Origin of the sequence: Pseudomonas peli, from assembly GCF_900099645.1 — a bacterium.
Taxonomy (GTDB): Bacteria; Pseudomonadota; Gammaproteobacteria; order Pseudomonadales; family Pseudomonadaceae; genus Aquipseudomonas; species Aquipseudomonas peli.
In genome coordinates, this window is sequence record NZ_FMTL01000003.1 from 523,359 (window position 1) to 545,019 (window position 21,661).

Annotated in this window: 14 protein-coding genes; 13 read left to right on the forward strand and 1 reads right to left on the reverse strand. The window is 52.9% G+C overall.

All coding sequences use genetic code 11. The features are described 5' to 3' along the window. Positions 1–4 precede the first annotated feature (4 nt). The 12 genes from BLO50_RS21705 (at position 5) to BLO50_RS17105 (ending at position 19,012) form a co-directional block, all read left to right on the forward strand. Entirely contained in the window at positions 5–229 is a 225-nt protein-coding gene (locus BLO50_RS21705) for a hypothetical protein (protein ID WP_143003836.1), read from the forward strand. A gap of 148 nt (positions 230–377) precedes the next feature. After that, positions 378–1,721, forward strand: coding sequence for a site-specific integrase (locus tag BLO50_RS17060; protein ID WP_169852805.1), 1,344 nt, complete (start codon positions 378–380; stop codon positions 1,719–1,721). A gap of 251 nt (positions 1,722–1,972) precedes the next feature. Continuing rightward, positions 1,973–2,146, forward strand: a complete 174-nt coding sequence (locus BLO50_RS17065; protein WP_244152909.1) for a helix-turn-helix transcriptional regulator — start codon at positions 1,973–1,975, stop codon at positions 2,144–2,146. A 282-nt stretch (positions 2,147–2,428) separates the two neighbouring features. Next, positions 2,429–3,805, forward strand: a complete 1,377-nt coding sequence (locus BLO50_RS17070) for a putative bifunctional diguanylate cyclase/phosphodiesterase (protein WP_090255122.1) — start codon at positions 2,429–2,431, stop codon at positions 3,803–3,805. Between the two features lie 57 nt (positions 3,806–3,862). Continuing rightward, positions 3,863–4,369 (forward strand): Hpt domain-containing protein, encoded by a 507-nt coding sequence (locus tag BLO50_RS21710; protein ID WP_143003837.1) that lies wholly within the window; start codon positions 3,863–3,865, stop codon positions 4,367–4,369. 239 nt (positions 4,370–4,608) lie between these two features. Next, the gene (locus BLO50_RS17075; RefSeq protein ID WP_090255124.1) at positions 4,609–5,736 is read left to right on the forward strand and encodes a response regulator; all 1,128 of its coding nucleotides are present in this window, start codon (positions 4,609–4,611) and stop codon (positions 5,734–5,736) included. A gap of 17 nt (positions 5,737–5,753) precedes the next feature. After that, complete coding sequence (locus tag BLO50_RS17080) at positions 5,754–10,244, forward strand: PAS domain S-box protein (protein WP_090255126.1); 4,491 nt, start codon at positions 5,754–5,756, stop codon at positions 10,242–10,244. Further along, positions 10,241–12,160: a sensor histidine kinase gene (locus BLO50_RS17085; RefSeq protein WP_090255129.1), complete on the forward strand. Its 1,920-nt coding sequence runs from the start codon at positions 10,241–10,243 to the stop codon at positions 12,158–12,160. Before BLO50_RS17080 ends, BLO50_RS17085 begins: the two co-directional genes overlap by 4 nt. Beyond that, complete coding sequence (locus BLO50_RS17090) at positions 12,157–14,115, forward strand: ATP-binding protein (protein ID WP_090255131.1); 1,959 nt, start codon at positions 12,157–12,159, stop codon at positions 14,113–14,115. Before BLO50_RS17085 ends, BLO50_RS17090 begins: the two co-directional genes overlap by 4 nt. Next, positions 14,112–16,982, forward strand: a complete 2,871-nt coding sequence (locus BLO50_RS17095; RefSeq protein WP_090255134.1) for a CHASE domain-containing protein — start codon at positions 14,112–14,114, stop codon at positions 16,980–16,982. Before BLO50_RS17090 ends, BLO50_RS17095 begins: the two co-directional genes overlap by 4 nt. Continuing rightward, positions 16,975–17,361 (forward strand): response regulator, encoded by a 387-nt coding sequence (locus tag BLO50_RS17100; protein WP_090255136.1) that lies wholly within the window; start codon positions 16,975–16,977, stop codon positions 17,359–17,361. The genes BLO50_RS17095 and BLO50_RS17100 overlap by 8 nt, the downstream gene beginning before the upstream one ends. A 13-nt stretch (positions 17,362–17,374) precedes the next feature. Continuing rightward, positions 17,375–19,012, forward strand: a complete 1,638-nt coding sequence (locus tag BLO50_RS17105) for a diguanylate cyclase (protein ID WP_090255138.1) — start codon at positions 17,375–17,377, stop codon at positions 19,010–19,012. 57 nt (positions 19,013–19,069) lie between these two features. On the opposite strand, the gene BLO50_RS17110 is transcribed toward BLO50_RS17105, so the two are convergent. Beyond that, positions 19,070–20,011, reverse strand: a complete 942-nt coding sequence (locus BLO50_RS17110) for a site-specific integrase (RefSeq protein ID WP_244152905.1) — start codon at positions 20,009–20,011, stop codon at positions 19,070–19,072. 1,207 nt (positions 20,012–21,218) lie between these two features. On the opposite strand from BLO50_RS17110, the gene BLO50_RS17115 reads away from it, so the two are divergent. Beyond that, positions 21,219–21,554, forward strand: coding sequence for a YegP family protein (locus tag BLO50_RS17115; RefSeq protein ID WP_003118434.1), 336 nt, complete (start codon positions 21,219–21,221; stop codon positions 21,552–21,554). Positions 21,555–21,661: the final 107 nt, after the last annotated feature.

Here is a 21,661-nt window from a genome sequence, read left to right on the forward strand (position 1 = left end):
AGATATGAAGTCGATACAGGTAGAAACGCAAAAGCCGCGCAGTGCGCGGCTTTTTATTTGGTGGGCCCACACGGACTCGAACCGTGGACCAAAGGATTATGAGACAGTAAAAAGCACGTTTCTGGTCGTTTCCCAGCGTCTCCCGAAAAAAGCCGATTTAGCGCGTTATCCTAAATTCAAGGGGTTAGGTGTTTCCCCTTGGTTCTGGGTATGGCCGGTCATGCCCTAAGAAACGGTACGCAAAACGGTACGCAGAAATGGCAGAGGCATCGGGTAAGGCGAGTAGTAGGAAATTTCTGACAGATGTGGAGCTGAAGGCGCTTAAGCCTGGTCAGACTGCAACCGATTCACTGCCAGGCCGAGGTAGTGGATCAATCTTGTTCGAGTGCCGTGCTTCAGGAGCTGTTGAAGGGTACTACCGCCGCCGCGATGGCGGGGGCCAGAAGATCAAGCTAGGGGTCTTCAAGAAAACACCCAAGAGCCCCGGCCTCTTACTTACTGAACTTCGCGAGCAAGCGGTACGTTACGCAAAGATCGCGGCAGAGCATGGCGACATTAAGGCTTACCTAGCCAGATGTGCTGCCGAGGAAGAGGTCGAGCAAGCAGAACGCCAGCGCCAGCTGCATGAGCAGCAGCGACTTGCTGCAATAGAGGCGTCAAAAGGCACTTTGTCCGAATTGTTTCGGGATTACATTGAAGACCGTCGCCGTGATGGTGTTTCAGCTGCGCAGATCAAGGAGTTCGAGCGTGTGCTGTCTAAGGATCTGGAAGGCGAGAAAGTTGTAGCCGTGAGCAAGGAAGGCCAAGAGGAACGGCTCGACATCATGAATATGAAGGCCAAGGATGTCAGGCCGGAGCATGTGAATCTTCTGCTGAAACCAATCTGGGACAGGGGAGCTGGGCGTCAGACGGGCAAGGTTCGTTCGTTTCTTGTAGCTGCTTTCAATTTTGGCTTGAAAGCTGAGCATCATATCGACCGAAGCAGTGCTAAAAGCTACGGACTTCAGATGAATCCTGCGGATCCAGTGACTGTCCCGAACACTTCAAAGCCTGGCGAGCGCTCCTTGACTGATAAGGAGCTGAAGCAGTTTTGGTACACCATCACCAAGGTCGATTCGGTTGGTGCAATTATGGCGCGTGTCTTTCACTTTGCTTTTGCTACTGCAGGGCAGCGTCCCCTCCAGTTTATCCGTGAGCCCTGGACCAGCTACAACCTTCAAAAGAAGTATTTGAAGATCATCGATAGCAAAGGGCGTGGCAGTAAAAAACGTGCACACTTCGTTCCCTTAAGCCGCAGGGCCTTGCAGGTACTCGAACAGGTTCGTGCCCTGCAGTCTCCAGGGGCCGTATACCCCTGGAGTGTTGGTGGACAAAAGCCGATTCACGCGTCCAGTTTGTCTCATGCTGTGAGCGAGTGGTTTGCTACTGACCACGCCAAAATGAACGGCCAGCCCATTCCAAAATTTAGCCCACGTGATATTCGGCGCACATGCACACAGTTCATGCAGCGTAACGGCATCAAGGATTTCGATAGTGACGCGTTGCAGTCACACGGACAAACAGGTGTTGTCGTTACGCACTATCGCAATAACCCTGAAGCGAAATTGCCTCAGATGCGCCCGACCATGGAGGCTTTCGATGCCGTGCTTAGCCGCCTGCTCGATAGTCCTGATGAGGATGAGCATCAGGCTGAGCAGCTGGATTTGTTCGAAAATAGATAAGTTTCAGGAAAGTCAAGTATTTTGTTGCGCGGCCTTGGTTGCTGTGGAAATATACAGGTGTGAGGTTATCCGGAGCCTCTAGGTTTGCTGCTGTGACGTTGTCTACTTGATGCGCAGCGGAATTGGAAAAGTAGAACTAATGCCTTGAAGGCAAGATCCGGCAGAGCAGTCAGCTATGAGGAACGCATTACCACCGCAGTGCCCACATGAATCCACCAGCCTCTCTTTCTGGGAGGTGGGTTATGTCTGAGATGATCCTTCTGGACTTCAATGCGGTTAGCCGCAAAGTCGGATTGAGTCGTAAAACTATCTACTGCCGTATCCGAGAGGGTGACTTCCCGAAACAGGTCAAGATAGGCCGAGCAAGCCGCTGGCTTCAGCATGAGGTTGACGACTGGATAATCAGCGCAGCTGCAGCGAGATAGCAAAGAGGCCGGTCAAGTGACCGGCATTTTTTTGCCTGAAAGGACCATAGGACTTTTGATCCTATGATCTCAGGTCGAATAAGGCGGGTGGCTGTAGAGCCTCTGTAGCGTTCCTAATTACAAAAATGACTGATACGGCCAACACAAGGCTTTTGCTGGTCTGCAGTGGCTGGGCTTTCCCATTCATGCGGTGTTGCTGCATGCGGGTGATGGAGTCGCTATTACCGACCCATCTACTAGAGTTGAGAGTGAAGCGTTACGTGCAAGCTTGTCTGTGACGCTTTGATCGCCAAACCCCTTAATGCTCAAGTGGCTCGGGCGCACATAAAGGTTCACCTTGCTCTGCACGAAGCGGCTAAAAGACTCGCTAATCATGACGCTTTAACAGGGCTTCCAAATCGCGCGCTACTTCAGGATCGAACTGAGCAGGCTTTGCAGAAAGCGCGCCGCAACAATACTCGCGTGGCTATGCTCTTGCTGGATTTGGATAATTTTAAATTGCTTAATGATTCGTTAGGCCATTCAGTGGGCGATGATTTGCTTAAGGATGTTGCAGATCGTTTAGATGAAGTGTCAAGAAGTTTGGATACAGTGAGCAGGCAGGGTGGTGATGAGTTTGTTGTTCTTTTGCCTGAGATTACCAATTTCGATGCTGTAAGTGATTTTGCTGAGCGGCTTTTAGTTGCGATTAACTCACCATTCTCAATTAAAGGGAGTCGCTATGACTTGAGTGTCAGCATCGGAATAAGCCTATATCCGGATGATGCAAATGATGCTGAATCATTATATCGCCATGCTGATGCCGCAATGTACCAAGCAAAAATCGATGGGCGTAATCGCTACCGCTTTTTTTCTGCAGATATTGAGCAGTCTATACGTGGGCGCCATCTGCTTGAACAACACATGCGCAGTGCCTTGGATGCACGAGTTTTTGAGGTTTTTTATCAAGCAAAAGTAATTGCTGATGAGAACAAGATTGTTGGTATGGAAGCTTTGTTGCGCTGGCGTGGTGAAGATGATGAGTTAATTTCGCCGGCAGAGTTTATCCCCTTAGCTGAAGAAACCGGCTTGATCATTCCGTTAGGAAAGTATGTGCTGCAGCAGGCGTGTTTTGATGCTAAATCGCTTATAGATCAAGGCGCCAATATTATTGTTAGCGTCAATATATCGGCTGTGCAGTTTCGAGAGGAGTCATTCTTGCAGATGGTGCAGGAATCTCTGCAGGTGTCAGGTCTTAAATCGTGCTTTCTTGAGTTGGAAATTACCGAAGGCGTACTTGCTAAGAACATACAGCGAACCCAGCAGTTGCTGTCATCATTGAGAGCTTTAGGGGTTCGTATTGCGCTTGATGACTTTGGTACGGGTTATTCCAGTCTCACTTACCTTAAGAGTTTCCCGTTGGATGTTTTAAAAATCGATCAAGGTTTCGTGCGTGACATGTTGATCGATAAGAGTGATGCGGTAATCGTTGATGCGATTGTTAGGATTTCTCAAGCGTTTGAGTTGGAGTTGGTGGCCGAGGGTGTTGAAACACTGGAGCAGGTATCTGCCTTGCAGTCATTAGGTTGCCGTATTATGCAGGGGTATTTATATTCAAAGCCTATAGCTTTTGAGGAGTTTGTTGCCTTGCTTCATTCTGGTAAGTTTGGTTTTAAATAGTCTCTTGGTTTTTCTTTCGGGTTTTTATGAGTCGTATTGGAATGCAGTGGCTATGCAATGGAAAGTAAATCGCCAAGTGCGCTAGGTGAAGGTTATTTAGCTGTTCCTATTGGGTTGGTTAAATCTGTGGCTAGGTTGCAGGGACATTTAATCAGTGGCGGGGCGGCGTCACTTATGTCGTTGCGAGAGGTAGATTATGGTTCTGTTGTCGAGTCGTTTGAATTTATCAAATTTCGATTTGGTGGCAATCTAGGTTTGATAAAAAATGTATTGAATAGCTTTGCAGCTTCGCAATTAAATCAACTTGAGCGGCTAAGTGATTTTTCCAAGCATCGAGACCCTGTTGGTGCAGCAGCTGTGCTTCATGCTATGAGAGGTACGTGTGGCACCATGGGGGCACAGCTGCTTTCAACGTTCGCCGGGGAGCTTGAGCATCGCCTGATTCATGATGACGAAGAATCGCAGTTATATCTGCTGGCTGATGAAAGCCTTGTTGATTTATTGCGTGAGCTAATTGTTTTTAGCGACAAGATTTTAAAGAATATGTTTGATGTATCAGTGTGATGGTAGTGTTTAGGCAGATTTGGGCGTATAAAAATCGTTGATGAGTTTTTTGGTTTTGACTAAGTGTGCTCATGTTTCTTGTCATGAGTTTGCTCTGATTGCTCCGGGTTTTAATTTTAGAGCGAGCGTTTAAGTAAATTTATTATTAGCCTAAGCAGGTGCTGGGGGCTATACATAGCTACAGACATAACAAAAAATGCTGCGCTTGCCTTATTGGATGAAGGCTGTAGGAGTGACAGATGCATGTGATGATTCTCGAAGACGATGTCTGGATTGCTGACCTCTTGCGTCAAATCGTTCACAGCCTCCGCCCGCAGGCGCAAATTAGCTGCAAAACAAGCGTAAACGCTGCTTTGGATGAGTGGCAGAGCAACCCTGCGGATCTGGTGATTTGCGACTGGAACCTCCCTGACGGGCCTGGCACTCGTTTGCTTGAGCGAATCCGCAGGCAGGATACTCAGGTGCCTCTTGTCATGATTACCGGGCGTGCAGATCGTGACAGTGTGCTGGAGGTGCGGTCGCTACGGGTGAGCGCGTTTATCAGCAAGCCCTTTCAGGTACCCAAGGTTCTGGCTTGCTTGGATCGTTTATTACCTGCCACCAGTTCGTTGAGCCCCGCTGTCGCACCTGCGGTTGAGCGTTTTACGGATTTTCTGGCTGAGCAAACAAGCGAAAAACTTGATATGCCGTTGCAAGCGAGCAGCTTTGCCAGGCTCGTCGCGCTTGGCAAGCAGCCGGCAGAGTTGCGCGGACTGTACGAAATTGCGCGTGAGGAGCCTGCCATCACCGCGCGTCTTTTGGCTGCCGCCAATGGTGCTCAGTACAGCAATGGCGGCTCAGCCTGTATGAGTGTGCACGAGGCTTTGCAGACACTCGGTGTCGCCACCAGCTTGAATATTGCGCTTGGGCTAACCCTTCGGCCTGAGGCTGAGCTACAGGACCCCGAGCTGGTTTTGATTGCCCAGGAGCAGTTCGGACAGACCCAGTCTTTGTGCAAGCGCGTAGCGGATTTGGCTGCGGCCTGTCGTATTGATCCTGCGTCGCTGCACAGTGCGGCGCTGTTGCATCGTATGGGTGAGCTTTGTGTGTTGGGGCAGGCCCAACTCTGGCGTGATAAAGGGCACAGCTTATCTCTGGAAGACTTAAGCCACGCTCTGGCCAATAGCAGCAGCGAGTTGGCGGGGCGCCTGAAGGCACACTGGCGATTACCTATCCCTTTGCGGGACCTTATTGGCGCTTGCTATGCGCTACCGGCGATCAATACGCGGCGTGAAGCCATACTCATGCATCTTGCCGCTACCGAGCTTATCGGTCAGGCAGATCCATCCAAACTAGCTCGTTTACGTCGGCTTGTTGGCCTGAATTGATAGGTGCGTGGCACATAATGAGCAAACCCAAGTCGCTTACTTTTTTTATTGTGCTAGGCGGCAGCCTTTGCCTGACACTGTTGTTTGTGGGCTTGTATTGGCAGACCATAAGTGAATGGGATGCCCTCTGGCAGCATTCCAAGCAGGCCGAGCAGCGCCTGATCATTCAGAGTGATCAGCCCAACAGCCTTGAGTCTGAGTTATCGGTGCAGCACTCTGAGAACGAGCCCGCGAGCTTGCGCGTAGCCCAGTCCTACGAGCAGCACCTCAGTGATAAAAGGCAGCTGTTCATTAGATGGTCAGTTGCATGGTTGGCAGCTCTTGGCCTTTTGCTGTTGATGTTCTGTGCCGCTCGCTATAACACCCGGCAACAGTCGCTCATTCATCAGGCTGACCTAGAGGAACGTCACCGAGAAAGTGAGCAAGCCCGTGAGTTGTTAGGGTTGATTACCTGGGCTCAGGCTGAATATATCCAGACGGATAATCAGCGCGACAGTTTTAATACATTGCTTAATCGCGTCTTGGCCGTCACTGAAAGTCAGTTCGGATTTATCGGTGAGGTACTCCAAGATCTGCAAGGCCTGCCGTACCTGCGCACTTATGCCATCAGCAATATCGCCTGGGATCAGGCCAGCGCTGATTTTTATTCTGAGCGTGCAGATCAGGGAATGGAGTTTCATAACCTCGACACGTTATTCGGTCGTGTAATTCGTGATGCCATGGCACTGATCACAAATACCCCCAGCGAAGATCCCCGGCGTGGTGGGTTGCCGCCTGGTCATCCACCTTTGGAGGCTTTCGCGGGGTTTCCGTTGTTCGCTAACGGTCAGATGGTTGGGATGCTGGGTATTGCAAACCGTCCAGGTGGTTATGTTGATGAATTCGCTGAACAGCTCAAGCCTCTTCTGGCAACGCTGGGTCAGCTGATTGAGGCGTTGCGTCGCGATATTCAGCGTCAGCAAACCCAGCAAAGTCTGCAGCGGCAACAATATGCGTTAAGCGCACTTAACCAAATTGCTGCACTGGCTCATTTGGATAATCAGCAGCAACTGCGCGCTGCTTTGCAGCTGGGCGCTGATTTTTATGGTACCCCGCTGGGACTCATCAGTCAGATTGAAGGCGAGGACTATCATGTCCTGGCGCAGTTTTCTCCGCCGGGCACGCTACAAGATGGCCAGCACTTCAGTCTGGGCGAAACATACTGCAGCCTCACCCTAGCTGGCCGTGATGTATTGGCTATCGACCATATGGGCAACAGCGAGTATGCGCACCATCCCTGTTACCCCGCGTTTAGTTTGGAAACCTATATCGGAATTGCAGTTGTAGTCAGTGATCGTGTCTTCGGTACGCTGGCGTTTTGCTCAACTGAGCCTCGTAAAGTGCCATTCGACGACGCGGAGTTGGAGTTTCTCCGCCTTTTTGCTCGCTGGGTTGGTGCCGTGCTGGAGCGTCAACAGCAGGAGCATGCCCGCCAGGTCTTGCTGCAACGCTTGGATGAGTCGCAGCGTATCGCTCGCCTCGGGCATTGGGAGGCCAATCTTGATGATGGCAGTCTGTATTGGTCAGCGCCTATCTATGAGATTTTCGGTTATGACATTGAGCATTTCACCCCTAGCGTTGAGGGCTTTAAACGCTGTGTGCATCCTGAGGATGTAGCCATCGTCGAAGCATCAGAGGCTCGGGTAAATGCGGGAGGTGAGCATAATGTTCGCCACCGCATTATTCGCCCAAATGGCGAGGTGCGTTGGGTGCAGGAATTAGCGCGGCTGCAACCCGACGCTGAGGGGCGTTTGGTGCGCCTGGTCGGTACCGTACAAGATGTTACCGAGCAAGCTATGGCTGAGTTCACCCTAAAGAGCCAAGGCGAGCGTTTGCAGAGCATCATTGCAGGTACCAATATCGGCACCTGGGAATGGAACGTGCAATCCGGTGCGACCGTATTCAACGAACGCTGGGCGGAGATCATCGGCTATCGCTTGGATGAGCTCGCCCCCATCGACATTAACACCTGGTTGAGCCATGCCCACCCAGATGATCTGGAGCAGTCAGGTGAGCTGCTTCAAGCTCATTTTCGCGGTGAAACACCCTATTACGACTGCCAGTGCCGAATGCGCCATAAGGACGGACATTGGGTCTGGGTGCATGATCGCGGTTGCGTCGTCAGTTGGAGTGCCGATGGCGAACCGCTGATGATGTATGGCACGCATGCTGACATCACGGAAGTGCGTGAACAGCAAGAGGCGATTTATCAGGCGCGCGCCTTCCTGCAAGCAGTACTCGATTCAGCTACAGGGGTCAGCGTGATCGCTACTAATCCGGCTGGCCGGATTACCCTGTTCAATCGTGGTGCCGAACGTCTGCTCGGCTACAGCGCTGACGAGGTTGTTGGTTTGCATACGCCAGCACTGTTTCACCTTGCTGGTGAGGTTGAGCAGCGTGGCCTGCAGTTAAGCGAGCAACTTGGGATGGCGATCAGCGGGTTTGAGGTGTTTGTCCACCAGGCCCGCAGCGGCGAACCCGAAACCCGGCAGTGGACTTACCAGTGCAAGGATGACAGTCAGCGCCAAGTTAACCTGACCGTCAGTGCCATGTTCGATCAGCACGGTCAAATCACCGGATTTTTGGGTATTGCCAGTGATATCAGTGAGCTTCAAGCCGCAACACGTTCGCTGCAGAAAAGTGAAAGCCGCTTTCGTGGCTTGGTTGCCAACCTGCCTGGCATGGTTTACCGGTGTGAGAATGATTCCGAGTGGACCATGCGCTTTATGAGTGACGAGGTTGCTGAACTGTCCGGCTTTCCGGCCAGCGACTTTATCGATAATCGAGTTAGAACGTATGCGAGTGTGATCCACCCGGATGACCTGCATATTACCTATCAGGCCGTCGGCGCTATCGAACGAAAAGAGACGTTCGAATTGACCTATAGGTTGCAGCACGCGGATGGCCACAGCGTATGGGTGCGAGAGAAAGGGCGCGGTGAGTACGACCAAGGGGGGGCGTTGCTCTGGGTGTCCGGATTCGTCTGGGATATCAGTGACCGCAAGCAGGCAGAGGATGCTTTGTGCGTTAGCCAGCAGCGTTTCAGCGGGGCATTCAATACCGCGCCTCAGGGTATGGCCATGGTGGGCTTGGATGGCCGTTGGCTTGAGGTCAACGATGCACTCTGCGCAATGCTGGGTTACAGCCGCAGTGAGCTTCTTCAGCTGGACTACCAGCACATCACCCATCCCGATGACCTTGAGACTGACCTGCAGCTTTTGCAGCGGCTGCTCAATGGCGAGATCAACGACTACCAACTGGAAAAACGCTACCTGGATAGACAAGGTCGGGTAATTTGGATTTTGCTGAGCGTGTCACTGGTGCGCGACGCCCTAGGTCAGCCTTTGCATTTCGTATCGCAAATTCAGAACTTCAGTGAGCGGGTCGAGGCCGAAAAAGCACTTCGCGAGCGTGAGGAATACCTGGGCACTCTGCTTGATAACGTTATTGATGCAATCATCACGATTAACGAGCAGGGGTTAATAGAGACCTTTAACCCAGCCGCTGAGCGCATTTTCGGTTATCGCCTGGAGGATGTAAGAGGGCAGAGCGCCAACTTACTCACGTCTGCTTATTACCGAACCAAGTATGACGACCTAGCGACCTATCTGCAGAGTGGTGTCGCGGGCATTCTGGGTAGACCCAAAGAGCTACCGGCCCAGCGCCAGAGTGGCGAACAGTTCGTTATGGAGCTGGCGGTGTCGCAGATTACCTATCAGGGCGGGCTTCGTTTTATTGCCGTAATCCGCGACATCAGCGAGCGCAAGCGCATCGAGCAAATGAAAAATGAGTTTGTTTCTACAGTCAGCCATGAGCTGCGCACGCCACTGACCGCCATCGCAGGTGCCCTGGGCCTGATAAACGGTGGCGCTTTGGGTGAGGTGCCTGTTGTGATGCAGGACATGCTGCGTATCGCTCAGGGTAATAGCCAGCGTCTTGGCGAATTGATCAATGACCTGCTGGATATGGACAAGCTCATAGCCGGCAAAATGACCTTCGATATACGCCTACAGCCTCTGCAAAAGCTACTCGAAGCGGCTATTGAACAGAACCAGCCCTATGCTGAGCAGTATCGTGTCCAGTTGCAGTTACTTCAGCCAGCAGGTGATCTACAGGTTCGGGTAGACCGTCAGCGGTTGGGGCAGGTGTTGGCCAATCTGTTGTCCAATGCGGCCAAGTTTTCTCCAGAGGGCAGCGCCGTTGAGGTCGCTGTTGCAAGCAAGAATGATTATGTACAGGTCAGCGTAAGCGACCAGGGCCCTGGTATACCTCAAGCGTTTCGTCAGCGAATCTTCAGCAAGTTTTCTCAGGCGGATGCAACCGATACGAGGCAGAAGGGTGGTACCGGGTTGGGGCTGGCCATCAGCAAGCAACTGATTGAACAAATGGGTGGGCAGATCGGTTTCGACTCGGTAGAAGGTCAGGGCAGCACGTTCTGGATTGAACTGCCCGTGGAGCCTTCCCTATGAGTGATCACAGCCCGCGCAGGTTGATCACGGGTATGTTGAGCAGCCTGGCCATTCTGCTGATTCTTGGCCTGGGTGTGGAACTGCTGTTACGGCAGTACAGCCTGCGTCAGCACGAACTTGAGCAGCAACGCCTGCTGGCCCATGCCTATGAAGTCCGGGCAGTACTACTGGCTGAACTAAACGCCACCCTGCATCTGGCTACCGGTCTTGCCAGCTACATTCCCGCCAAGCAGGGGCGCATCGATGAAGCTGAATTACAGCCCTGGCTGCGCGGTCTCTTTGAGCAGGGGCGGCATATTCGCAACATAGGCTTGGCACCAAGTAACCGCATTGATTTTCTCTACCCGCTGGCAGGTAATGAGTCTGCACTGGGGCTTTATTACCCGGATCTGGCTGCGCAATGGCCGGCCATTCAACGTGTCATCGCCAGCCGTAAGCCACATCTGGTAGGGCCGCTGCCTCTGCTTCAGGGGGGGCAAGGGTTGATCTACCGAGTACCGGTTTTTCTAAATGACCAAAGCTACTGGGGGCTGATCAGTACCGTTATCGATTTCGAACAACTGGCCGCTGAAGTCGAGTCTATAGCCCGCAAGCGCGGTATAGCTGTGACGTTTACGCCAGCAGATCAGGCGGCTAAGGCTGCCAATCAAGACGCTGTGGGGCTACCTGTTTCCTTGGCTGGCGCCCAGTGGCAACTTCAGGCTGCGTCCCTGAACCCTGCGAGGAAAACCTTTATCGGGTTGCGAATACTCGGTTGGGGATTAGCTTTTACCGTGGCCGGGTTAATTGGTTTTGCCCTGCACACGCAGCAACGCCGAGCCAACCTGTTGTTGGCGCTCAATCAAAGCCAACGAGATTTTCTTCAGGCGTTTGAATTAGCTCCGCAAGGTATGGTGCTGATGTCGGCTGAAGGTGTGCTGCTTGCCGTGAACCAGGCGTTTAGTCGGTTATTGCAATTGCCCGTAGAGCAACTGCTGCATCGCCCACTCCACTCATATTGCCTGCCTACTGAGCATGAGTCGCTCTCTGTACATGTCTCGGCTATTCGCCCAGGTCATAACAACAGCTGGTTTTTGACCTTGGTTGATGCGCAGTATCTGCAGATTCCAGTTGAGTGCAGTGCTGCGATTCTTGGCTCTTTGGGTGGTGCTGATGAGGTGTGCATTCTGCATGTGCAGGACATGCGGGAGCGGTTGCGTCTACAACGCCTGCAGAGCGAGTTTACGGCCAGTGTCAGCCATGAATTACGCACACCACTGACTGCCATCGCTGGTGCGCTGGGGCTGATTAACGGTGGGGTGCTGGGTGAGGTACCTCACGCCATGCAGCAACTGCTGCAAATCGCCCATGCCAACAGCCTGCGTTTGCAGGCGTTGATTGATGATTTACTGGACATGGAAAAGCTCATGGCCGGTAAGATTCGCGTTGAGCTGCGCGATCAGTGGCTATGGCCGTTGCTCGAAGAGGCCGTGGCGCATAATCAGCCCTATGCAGATCAACATCAGGTCTCGTTGCATCTGGTGGGACCTCCCCGCAGTGTGCGTGTTGTGGTGGATGAGCAGCGCCTGGCCCAGGTGCTGGCTAATCTGCTATCCAATGCAGCCAAGTTCTCTCCGCCGGGTACTCAGGTAAGGCTGTTGGTCGAGGAGCATGCCGATCAGGTCAGGGTCAGTGTCCAGGATCAAGGGGCGGGTATTGATGATGATTTTAAGGCCCGAATTTTCAGCAAATTTTCCCAGGCAGATGCCAGTGACCGCCGACAGAAAGGTGGCACAGGTCTTGGCTTGGCGATTAGCAAGGAGTTGCTAGAACGCATGCACGGACGTATCGGTTTTGACTCCGTCAAAGGTCAGGGCAGTACCTTCTGGTTTGAACTCCCCCTCCATACAACCTCGACGCAGCGGGCCAATTTATGAGCAAGCATCCAGGGCACCCTCAGGCCCCGCTTAATGAGCCCAGTCGACTTGCAGCTTTGCTTGCATTCGAGCTGCTGGACACACCTGCCGAAGCCATGTTCGACAACATCACTACATTGGCGGCGCAGATCTGTAATACCCCGATTGCGCTGATTTCACTTGTTGATGCCGAGCGTCAGTGGTTCAAGAGCCGTGTCGGGTTGGGGGCGAGCGAGACACCACGGGAGCTGGCTTTCTGTGCCCATGCGATCAATCGTGACGAGCTTTTTGAAATCGAAAATGCGCTGCTCGACCCACGCTTTAGCGATAACCCATTGGTCACCAGCGACCCTGATATTCGCTTCTATGCCGGTATGCCGCTCAGCGATGGGCATGGGCATAACCTTGGCACTTTGTGTGTGATTGACCGGCAGCCGCGTCAGCTCAATGAGCAGCAGCGACAGAGCTTGAAGCTGCTTGCGCAACAAACGGTACAACTCTTCGAGTTGCGGCTGCAGTCGCGTCATCAGCGCGAGCAAGCTGCCGTTCACAAAGCCATTCTGGGCAGCGCGGGTACTGCGGTGCTGGTGGTCGACCCTGCTGGCTTGATTCAACAAGCCAGCCCAGGTGTTGCAAACTTGCTGGGCTACAGCGCAGATGGCCTGCTCGGGCGAGAGCTTGAATTGCTCCTGCCGCTAAATGATCGCCAGTTGACCCGTGATGCACTGCGTTCAATACCTGCTCAAGGCAGCAGCCAGAGCCAACTGCATGAAGTGCAGATGCGACATGCCTCCGGCCATACGGTACCGGTGTTGTTGAACCTTTCTCCCGTCTGCCTGGAGGACAAGTTCGATCTAGGCTATCTGTGCATTGTTCATGATCTGAGTTATCGCGAAGAAGCGCTGCAGCGCTTACAGCTGCTTAGTGCTCAATTGCCGGGCGTGGTCTATCAGTTCCAACTATTCGAAGACGGTCGCAGCTGTTTCCCCTATGCCAGCCAAGGCATTGAAAGTATTTACGGGCTTTCGCCGGAGGCAGTTGCGAACGATGCTACTGCCGCATTTGCCCTGATTGATTCCGATGATTTGCAGGGGATAAGTGACAGCATTGCCACCTCTGCCGCCAATCTTGAGCTATGGCATCAGGAGTACCGGGTTCTCCACCCCACTAAGGGGCTTATCTGGGTTGAAGGACGAGCTGCGCCACAACGCGGTGCCGACGGCAGCGTCATATGGCATGGCTTTATCAGCGACATCAGCGAGCGCAAGCATCTTGAGCGGTTAAAGGATGAGTTTGTGTCCACTGTCAGTCACGAGCTGCGTACACCGCTGACTTCTATTACCGGCTCACTTGGTCTTATCAACGGTGGTGCCCTCGGCGCAGTGCCTGATGCCATCAAAGACATGCTGGCGATTGCGGAGGGCAACAGTCGCCGCTTACGTCAGTTGATTGATGACCTGCTGGATATGGACAAGCTGATTGCTGGGAAAATGAGCTTTGATCTGCAACCGATCAAGCTGGATGAGTTGTTGGCAGAGTGCGACGCCAGCCATCAGGGCTTCGCTCAGCATCTTGGCGTTCGCCTACTGCATTCCAATTGCCCAGACCTGCAGGTGCTGGCTGACGCTCAGCGTCTGCAACAGGTGCTGAGCAATCTGCTGTCCAATGCGCTGAAATTTTCTCCAGCACAAGGGGAGGTTCGCCTTTACAGCGAGCTTGCGGGGCAGTCTGTGCGCATTCTGGTGAGTGACCAGGGGCCTGGAATACCCGCGGATTTCACAGCTCGCATTTTCAAGAAATTTTCCCAGGCCGACGCGAGCGACAGCAGGCAAAAAGGCGGTACCGGTCTTGGCTTGGCCATCAGTAAAGAGCTGATAGAGCGCATGGGTGGCACTATTGGCTTTGTCAGTGAACCGCAACAGGGAAGTACGTTCTGGATTGAGCTGCCACTGCACCATCAGGAAGACGAATTATGAGTTCACTCGAAAGGCTCCTATCCCAGCGCCCGCGCATGATGCCGCTTGTGGTGCTGCTCTGCGGTTTGCTCGCAACGGCGGGGGCTTGGTATGGCCTGCACACTAGTCAGAAAGCGGCAGCTGAGCTGCACTTTCAGCAGCTCACTGGCGAGGTGGTAGAAGCTATCGAAAAACGCATGCAGAACCATCGACAGATTTTATTGGGTGGTGCAGGCCTGTTCGAAGCCAGTGAGTCGGTCAGTCGTGAAGACTGGCGGCACTATGTGCAGCGTCTTGACTTGGATGCTAACTATCCCGGCATCCAGGGGCTGGGCTTTAGCCAGGTAATCCGCCCTGGCCAACTGGCCGATTTTGAGGCCGATGTGCGCAGCGAGGGGTTTTCTGATTTTTCTGTGCGCCCCCCTGGCCGGCGTGAATTTTATACATCCATCCTGTTTCTGGAGCCGTTTAGTGGGCCTAACCTCGTAGCCTTCGGCTTCGATATGTACTCCGAACCCATGCGTAGAGCAGCCATGCGCCAAGCCGCTGAAACGGGTAAAGCGCAGCTCAGTGGCAAAGTGACCCTGCTACAAGACAGCACCGGACCGGCGAAGGCCGGGGTGCTGATGTACGTACCGGTTTATCGTTCAGGTCAGCCATTAACTAACGAAAATGAGCGCTTCGACGCCTTGCGCGGGTTTGTTTACAGCCCGTACCGCGTGAGCGATTTGATGAGGGGGATTCTTGACGGACGTCAGTTGCAGATCGATTTTGCCTTGTTCTCCGGGGCCAAAGTTGATCCCGAGCAACAGCTTTTCGTCAGCGATCCGCGTGTTGAATCGGGCAATACAGCATTAAGTCACACAACGCTGCAACTGTTTGGTCAGACTTGGACTTTGGCCTTCTACCCCCAGCCAGGTTTTTTCCAGCGCTTGAATCAGGGACAAGATCTTCTCCTGCTGCTTGGCGGCATCATTAGTGTGCTGCTGTTTTTCCTCACCCGAACACTGGCTCAGGGCCAGCAGCAAGCACTTGCGCTGGCTAGTGACATGACCGTTCAGTTGCGCAGCAGCGAGGTACGGCTGCAACGTGTACTGCAGGGCGGCCATGATGGTTGGTGGGATTTGGATATGGTGAGTGCAAGCTTTTATGCCTCGCCCCGCACGTGGCAGATGCTTGGTTATCCAGAGGAAGGACCCCAACCGCCGTTCAACGATTGGGCACAAATGGTTCATCCCGACGATCTGCCTGTGCTGCAAGACCAGCTGCAGCCCTCGCCGGGCGAAGCCGAGAAATACCTGAATCATGAATGTCGCTTATTGACGCTTGACGGCCATAGCTTGCCGGTGTTGATACGGGCGCTGATCCAGTATTCAAGTGACGGGCAGATGATGCGTGCCAGTGGCACAGCCATGGATCTCAGCGAACAGAAACGCATTGAACAACTGAAGAACGATTTTGTTTCTACAGTCAGCCACGAACTGCGGACACCGTTGACATCTATTTCAGGCTCGCTGGGCTTGGTTAATGGCGGTGCGTTAGGGGTTGTTCCAGACTCCATGAGGCCGATGTTGGAAATCGCTCAGCAGAACAGTCAGCGCCTTAGCCATCTGATTAACGACCTGTTGGACATGGACAAGCTTGCTGCAGGCAAGCTCAGTTTCGAACTGAGTAACTTGGCACTCGCCGCAGAGCTAGAAGAGGCCGTGAGTTGCAATCAGTCCTATGCCAGCCAGCATCAGGTAGAACTGCACCTGGACCCTATACCGATGCTCCAAGTTAGGGCTGATGCCCTGCGCTTGCAGCAGGTGTTATCCAACTTTCTTTCAAATGCCATCAAGTTTTCCCCGTTCGGTGGTCAGGTCCGCTTGCATACGACGTTGCGTGATGGCCGTGTGCGGGTCAGCGTGACGGACCAAGGCAGTGGTATTCCCGAGCATTTCCGCAGCCATATCTTCCATAAGTTCTCTCAGGCCGAAAGTGGCGATCAACGGCAGAAAGGCGGTACTGGGCTGGGGCTCGCCATCAGCAAAGAACTGATTGAGCGCATGGGTGGTCACATCGGCTTTGACTCACAGGAGGGGCATGGCAGCACCTTTTGGTTTGAGCTGCCAGTTTTAATGACCCATACGCCAGCCCCCGATCTACAACGCCCAACTATTTTGGTTGTAGAGGATGAGGCCGATATTGCACGGCTACTGCAAATGCTGCTACAGGGGGCTGGCTACCGTGTATTGCTGGCACATAGTCTGGCCGTAGCCCGGGAGCTACTTGAGCGCGAACCGGTAGCCGCGATTACCTTGGATTTACGTATGCCAGATGGCAATGGCGTGGAGTTCATCCAGGAGTTACATCGCAATTCTAGCGCTCGTGATCTGCCTATCTTAGTGATCTCGGCTGCCAACGAACAAGGCCAGCTGAGCTTGCAGGGGGGGCTGCATGTGGTTGACTGGCTGGATAAGCCGATTGATCCCGCGCGGCTATTGGGCGGCTTGCGTAGGGCGCTTAGTGGTATGCATGAAAAGCCACGCATTCTGCATGTTGAGGATGATGCCGACTTGCGTACGGTGATTGCCGAGCAGGGCCGCCACCTGGCGGAATTTATTGGCGTAGCCACTTTGAACGAAGCCCGTCAGCGTTTAATAGCTGGCAGTCTGGATTTGGTGTTACTGGATTTGAATTTGCCTGATGGAAGTGGTCTTGAGCTTATAGAGGAGATTCACCAACTTTGCCCTGGACTACCGATAGTGGTTCTGTCCTCTACAGAGCTGTCAACGGAACAACTAAGCCGCGTTGAAGCGGCGCTCGCAAAGTCCAGAACGGAGGCTCAAGACTTCCTTGATATTCTGGCTCGACTGTTGCCGACCAAGGAGAATGGATATGCCTGACCTCAAACGAATTCTTCATGTCGAGGATGACCCATCCATCCAGGCAGTCGCCAAGGTGGCACTGGAAGCGGTCGGTGGCTTTACGGTGTTGAGCTGTAGTTGTGGTCAGGATGCCCTCGACCAAGTTGAAGGATTTGCTCCTGATTTTATTCTGCTGGATGTCATGATGCCGGGTATGGATGGCCCGCAAACACTTCAGGAACTTGGCAGGATGGTCGACATCACGCAGATCCCTGTTGCCTTTATGACGGCCAAGGTTCAGCCAAATGAGATAGAGCACTATCGGAGTCTTGGTGCGCGTGACGTCATCATCAAGCCTTTTGATCCGATGCAGCTGGCGACTCAAATTCGTGCAATTTGGAGTCAGTCTCGTGGATAAACGACAACAGCAAATGGCGGATTTGCAGGCGCATCTGCAACAACTGGGTGAGCAGTTCTCACAGCGATTACGCGAAGAACTGCCGCAATTGGCAGATAAAGCGTTGCAGCTACAGGCGTGCGCCGACCCGAGCGAGCAACTGCAGCGGTTAACTGAGCTGCGCGATCACTTACACAAGCTTGCAGGCAGTGCTGGGACTTTCGGTTTCAGTGACCTGGGTGCCCGTGCCAGGTTGCTGGAGCAGCAGACGCAACAATGGCTTAGCAGTTTGGAGCTTCAGCGGCAAGGTTTGCAGGGGCTGGTAAACGAACTACAGCAACTGGCTAGTGTTGAGCAGGTTTCTCAAGCTTCAGTCGCACCTGTGTTAAAAACGCCCAGTGTTGGGGCTAATCGCGATGGTGCTTACAGGGTTTATATTCTCGAAGATGAGCTGAAGGTTGGCGACGTTATCCGCTTAACACTTAATACCTTCGGCTATCAGGCATCACATTTCCTAACCACCGCTGCACTCGATGCGGCCTTGGTTGAACAGCTGCCGGACGCACTGATCATTGATGTTAATTTAGGCGACAGCCAACAGACAGGATTGGATTACGCAGCAGCACTGCAGCAGCGCTTAGAGCACTCATTGCCGCTTCTGGTACTTACCACCCAGAACGATTTTTACACCCAATTACAAGCTGCGCGCATTGGTGCAATGGGGTTCTTCAGCAAACCTGTTGACGTGGCCAAGCTGGAAAATCGCCTGGAGCGATGTTTCAACCAGCAGAGTGGTGAGCCCTATCGAGTATTAATCGTTGACGATGATCGCGAGTTATCCAGTCGATACCGTTTGGTGTTGAGTGGGGCCAACATGCTGGTTGAAGTCGTCAACGATCCTTTGCAATTGTTCGACGCTATGGCCCGCTTTCATCCTGAAGTGTTGGTGCTGGACGTCAACATGCCTGGGTGTTCTGGGCCTGAGCTTGCACAGGTGGTTCGCTTCAATGACGACTGGTTGCGAGTGCCCATCATTTATCTGTCCGCTGAAACCGATATCGCGCTCCAGATGAGCGTTTTAATCAGAGCGGGGGACGACTTTGTTACCAAGCCGATTTCAGATAACAGTCTGATAGCCACAGTTTTTGCCCGCGCCCAACGCGCTCGCCTGCTCAGTAACGCACTCTCCCGCGATAGCCTGACCGGGTTGCTAAAGCATGCTGATATCAAGGAGCAAGTGGCTATCGAGCAAGAGCGTGCACTACGCAGTGGTAAACCAGCCAGCGTAGTAATGCTGGATATCGATCATTTCAAGAAGGTGAACGACACCCACGGACATGCTGTTGGCGACAATGTAATACGTGCACTTGCCAACTTGTTGCGCCAACGCTTGCGTCGAGTCGACAGCCTTGGACGTTACGGCGGGGAAGAGTTCATGGCTGTGCTGCCAGATTGTAATGGCGAGCAGGCTGTGAGCATTCTTGACGAAATTCGCCAGCAGTTTTCAAGCATCAGCTTTGCTGGCGAGCAATCGGATTTTCATGTGAGCCTCAGCGCTGGCATTGCTTCTAGCCACGAGCGCACTGCTGATGAACTAATGGAAATGGCTGATCGGGCCCTGTACGCAGCAAAGAACAATGGTCGCAATCAAGTACGCCTCGCAGATGACTGAGTGGACGGCGATGGACTCTTTTTTCATGTACCAAAGTAGGGATCCCCTATACAGAGGCTAGGTACCCCTGGAGTTAGGTGCGATGGACTTGCCTGGAAGCCAGTCACGAGTGGATGCTGGAAACTCAATCCGACCAATAACTCTCCCAGCACCGTATCGCGGTGGATTCTTGGGTTTTCGCACCTTCGAAAGGTCTAGACCCTCTACCGGCCTGAGGTAGCTTTGTCGGTCTGCACCAGAACGACCATCGCCGTAGACACTGATCGACTCTGTTGACTGATGCCCCATGATGTACGCCATGGTTTCCGGGCTTTCTCCGGACGCTTTCAGAATGGAGCCGATTTGGTGTCGAAAGCTCTTCAGTGTCGGAACCTGTTTGCGCCTCGACCATAGCGTCCGTGCCTCTCGACGAAATCGATCTCGAATCGCCGTGTTAGTGCGCGGGCATTTCGACATCCTATGAGCGGCCCATTCAATCAATTTCAGAATCTTGGGTTTGTCGATCACCAGGGTTCGGTCAGCGCCACGATGCAACTCGGCGGATTTTTTGCCACCGATGATTTTCACCTGGTTTCCTGTGACAGAGATCGTGCGCATCTCACAAGGACGCACGCCTATCCAGTACGCCAGGACAAGCGAGGCGGCTTCATCGAGATTAGCCCCGGCATGAAGGTGCTTGTACAGTGCTTTGAAGTCTTCGAAGGGGACTTTACGAATCTGTTTCAGCTTGGATTTTCGGGTCATCTTGCTATTAGGCGCTGTGACCGGATTGATCAGCTTTCTGATTGCTGTTGCTGTTGCTGTGTCGCTGTTGCCACGAGCAAGCTGATCGTTCATCAGCGAATTTTTGAGCGTGCTAAATGAGTTGGGGCAATAGTTATCTGCGCAGGCAAGCAAAGCCGCGCAGATCTGCGCCGAAGATGGATCAGCCTCGCCGCAGCGATGCTGATAAAAATTGCGTGCTCGGGTTTGGTACCGCTTCAAGGTTGTTGGTTGCATGGTCGTCATCTCTTTTTGTTGTTTTGATGACAAAGCTAAGCCGCTGCGCGAATGGCGTTGTGTCAGTTCGGCCTGAACTGAAATGCACTACGCCTTCGCTTCGTTTTTTCTCGTTCCGTCCGAACTGCCCCAACGCCCTCTTACTCGCGCCGCGAGTAAGAGGGCGCGCTCTCACTCACGCGATACGCTTCATCTTCATTCAGCGTGCGCGTGGAGCAAAAGCGCGCGCAAGCCTTTTGTCATCAAAATCAAAAAGCAGCCAGCGCCTATGGCGCTGAAGGGGCGAGCTCGGTGGCACGAAGCTCGCTAGCGGAGATGCATCAAAAAACGATGCTTTCAAAAATGCTTGCCATTGGTCGAGATTTTGGTTGCGTATTTATAATATAAGTAATTGATTTATATTGTTTTTATGTCGAAATATAACTAATAAAAGCAATGCCAGTTTGGCCATTCTTTGCGCCAGATGTGGCTGTGATGGTGACACTTCCGGCTGCTTGCGGTGCCTGATCAGGCTCTGTTAATGCCGCATGCGGCACAGTAAGTGTGTCGCAAACCGCAGCTGCGACATGCTGGCTGTATCGCAGCTACCTGCATGCGACATGGTCAGCGTATCGCAGCGCGTGTTGGCGACAGACTCGGTGTATCGCACCGTTGCCCGACGACACTCCCAGAGAGTCGCAAATCGAGTCTGCGACATGCGGGGGTATCGCGGCTAGCGCATGCGACACAAGATACTTATCGCGGCGCGAGCTTGCGACACGCCCAGGATGTCGCTGTTAGGCTATGTCATCGGGGCAAACAGCTTTCGTGCGGATGGGGCTGTCTGTTGCTATTGCCAATATGCAATTGCACTCATCTGACCAGCCATTTGCACTCATTTGCTCGCCTGAGCACCTAGGAAGAGTCCGTCACGACAGGCGGCAACCGGCCAAAAGCAGCCGCTCGGATATCTCTGCAAAAGCTGGGCTCTTCACTCGACGAAGAAATCGAGCCGTGTTGAGATCTGTGTCTATACTTTGACTGTTCAAAAATCTGGTTTAGCTCTTGGGTTATGGTGCATTTGTCATGCAGTTCTACTGAAGCTGGAGCATCGATTTTGCCTGGCTAGCATCACACAGAAACCATATTTCTAATGGGCAAACAGTCATTTTTTGGACCGCAGCGATATCGATGGATCTCATGAAAGCCAAAAATAAGGAATAGCTATATGTCTGGGACGTTTGAAATATACAACGACAAAGCGGGTGAATTTCGTTTTCGGCTCAAAGCCAACAATGGCCAAGCAATTCTGGCCAGCGAGGGCTACAAGGATAAGTCTGGATGTCTAAATGGAGTCGAGTCAGTCAAAAAAAATGCGCCTGATGATGCACGCTACGAGCGTAAGGCCAGCGGGGCTGACAAGTTTATGTTCAACCTTAAGGCGGGTAATCACCAAGTAGTCGGGACGAGCCAGTCATATGCCTCCGAAGCCTCACGCGACAAGGGTATCGAGTCGGTGAAAAACCACGCACCCGACGCTAAGGTTGTTGAGGTGGGCAATTAATCGCTTCAGTCTGTTCAAAATCACTTGGGCATTTCGTTGAGATGGGCGGCTGAGTATTCTTAATAGCCGCTTTTCCCTGCTCGGATGTGATCGACCGCTTCTGGCCG

Coding starts and splice junctions, on each gene's coding strand:
- BLO50_RS17100 (WP_090255136.1), top strand. CDS start 16,975: ATGCCTGACCTCAAACGAATTCTTCATGTCGAGGATGACCCATCCATC.
- BLO50_RS17095 (WP_090255134.1), top strand. CDS start 14,112: ATGAGTTCACTCGAAAGGCTCCTATCCCAGCGCCCGCGCATGATGCCG.
- BLO50_RS17075 (WP_090255124.1), top strand. CDS start 4,609: ATGCATGTGATGATTCTCGAAGACGATGTCTGGATTGCTGACCTCTTG.
- BLO50_RS17085 (WP_090255129.1), top strand. CDS start 10,241: ATGAGTGATCACAGCCCGCGCAGGTTGATCACGGGTATGTTGAGCAGC.
- BLO50_RS17110 (WP_244152905.1), bottom strand. CDS start 20,011: ATGCAACCAACAACCTTGAAGCGGTACCAAACCCGAGCACGCAATTTT.
- BLO50_RS17065 (WP_244152909.1), top strand. CDS start 1,973: ATGATCCTTCTGGACTTCAATGCGGTTAGCCGCAAAGTCGGATTGAGT.
- BLO50_RS21710 (WP_143003837.1), top strand. CDS start 3,863: ATGGAAAGTAAATCGCCAAGTGCGCTAGGTGAAGGTTATTTAGCTGTT.
- BLO50_RS17105 (WP_090255138.1), top strand. CDS start 17,375: ATGGCGGATTTGCAGGCGCATCTGCAACAACTGGGTGAGCAGTTCTCA.
- BLO50_RS17090 (WP_090255131.1), top strand. CDS start 12,157: ATGAGCAAGCATCCAGGGCACCCTCAGGCCCCGCTTAATGAGCCCAGT.
- BLO50_RS17080 (WP_090255126.1), top strand. CDS start 5,754: ATGAGCAAACCCAAGTCGCTTACTTTTTTTATTGTGCTAGGCGGCAGC.
- BLO50_RS21705 (WP_143003836.1), top strand. CDS start 5: ATGAAGTCGATACAGGTAGAAACGCAAAAGCCGCGCAGTGCGCGGCTT.
- BLO50_RS17115 (WP_003118434.1), top strand. CDS start 21,219: ATGTCTGGGACGTTTGAAATATACAACGACAAAGCGGGTGAATTTCGT.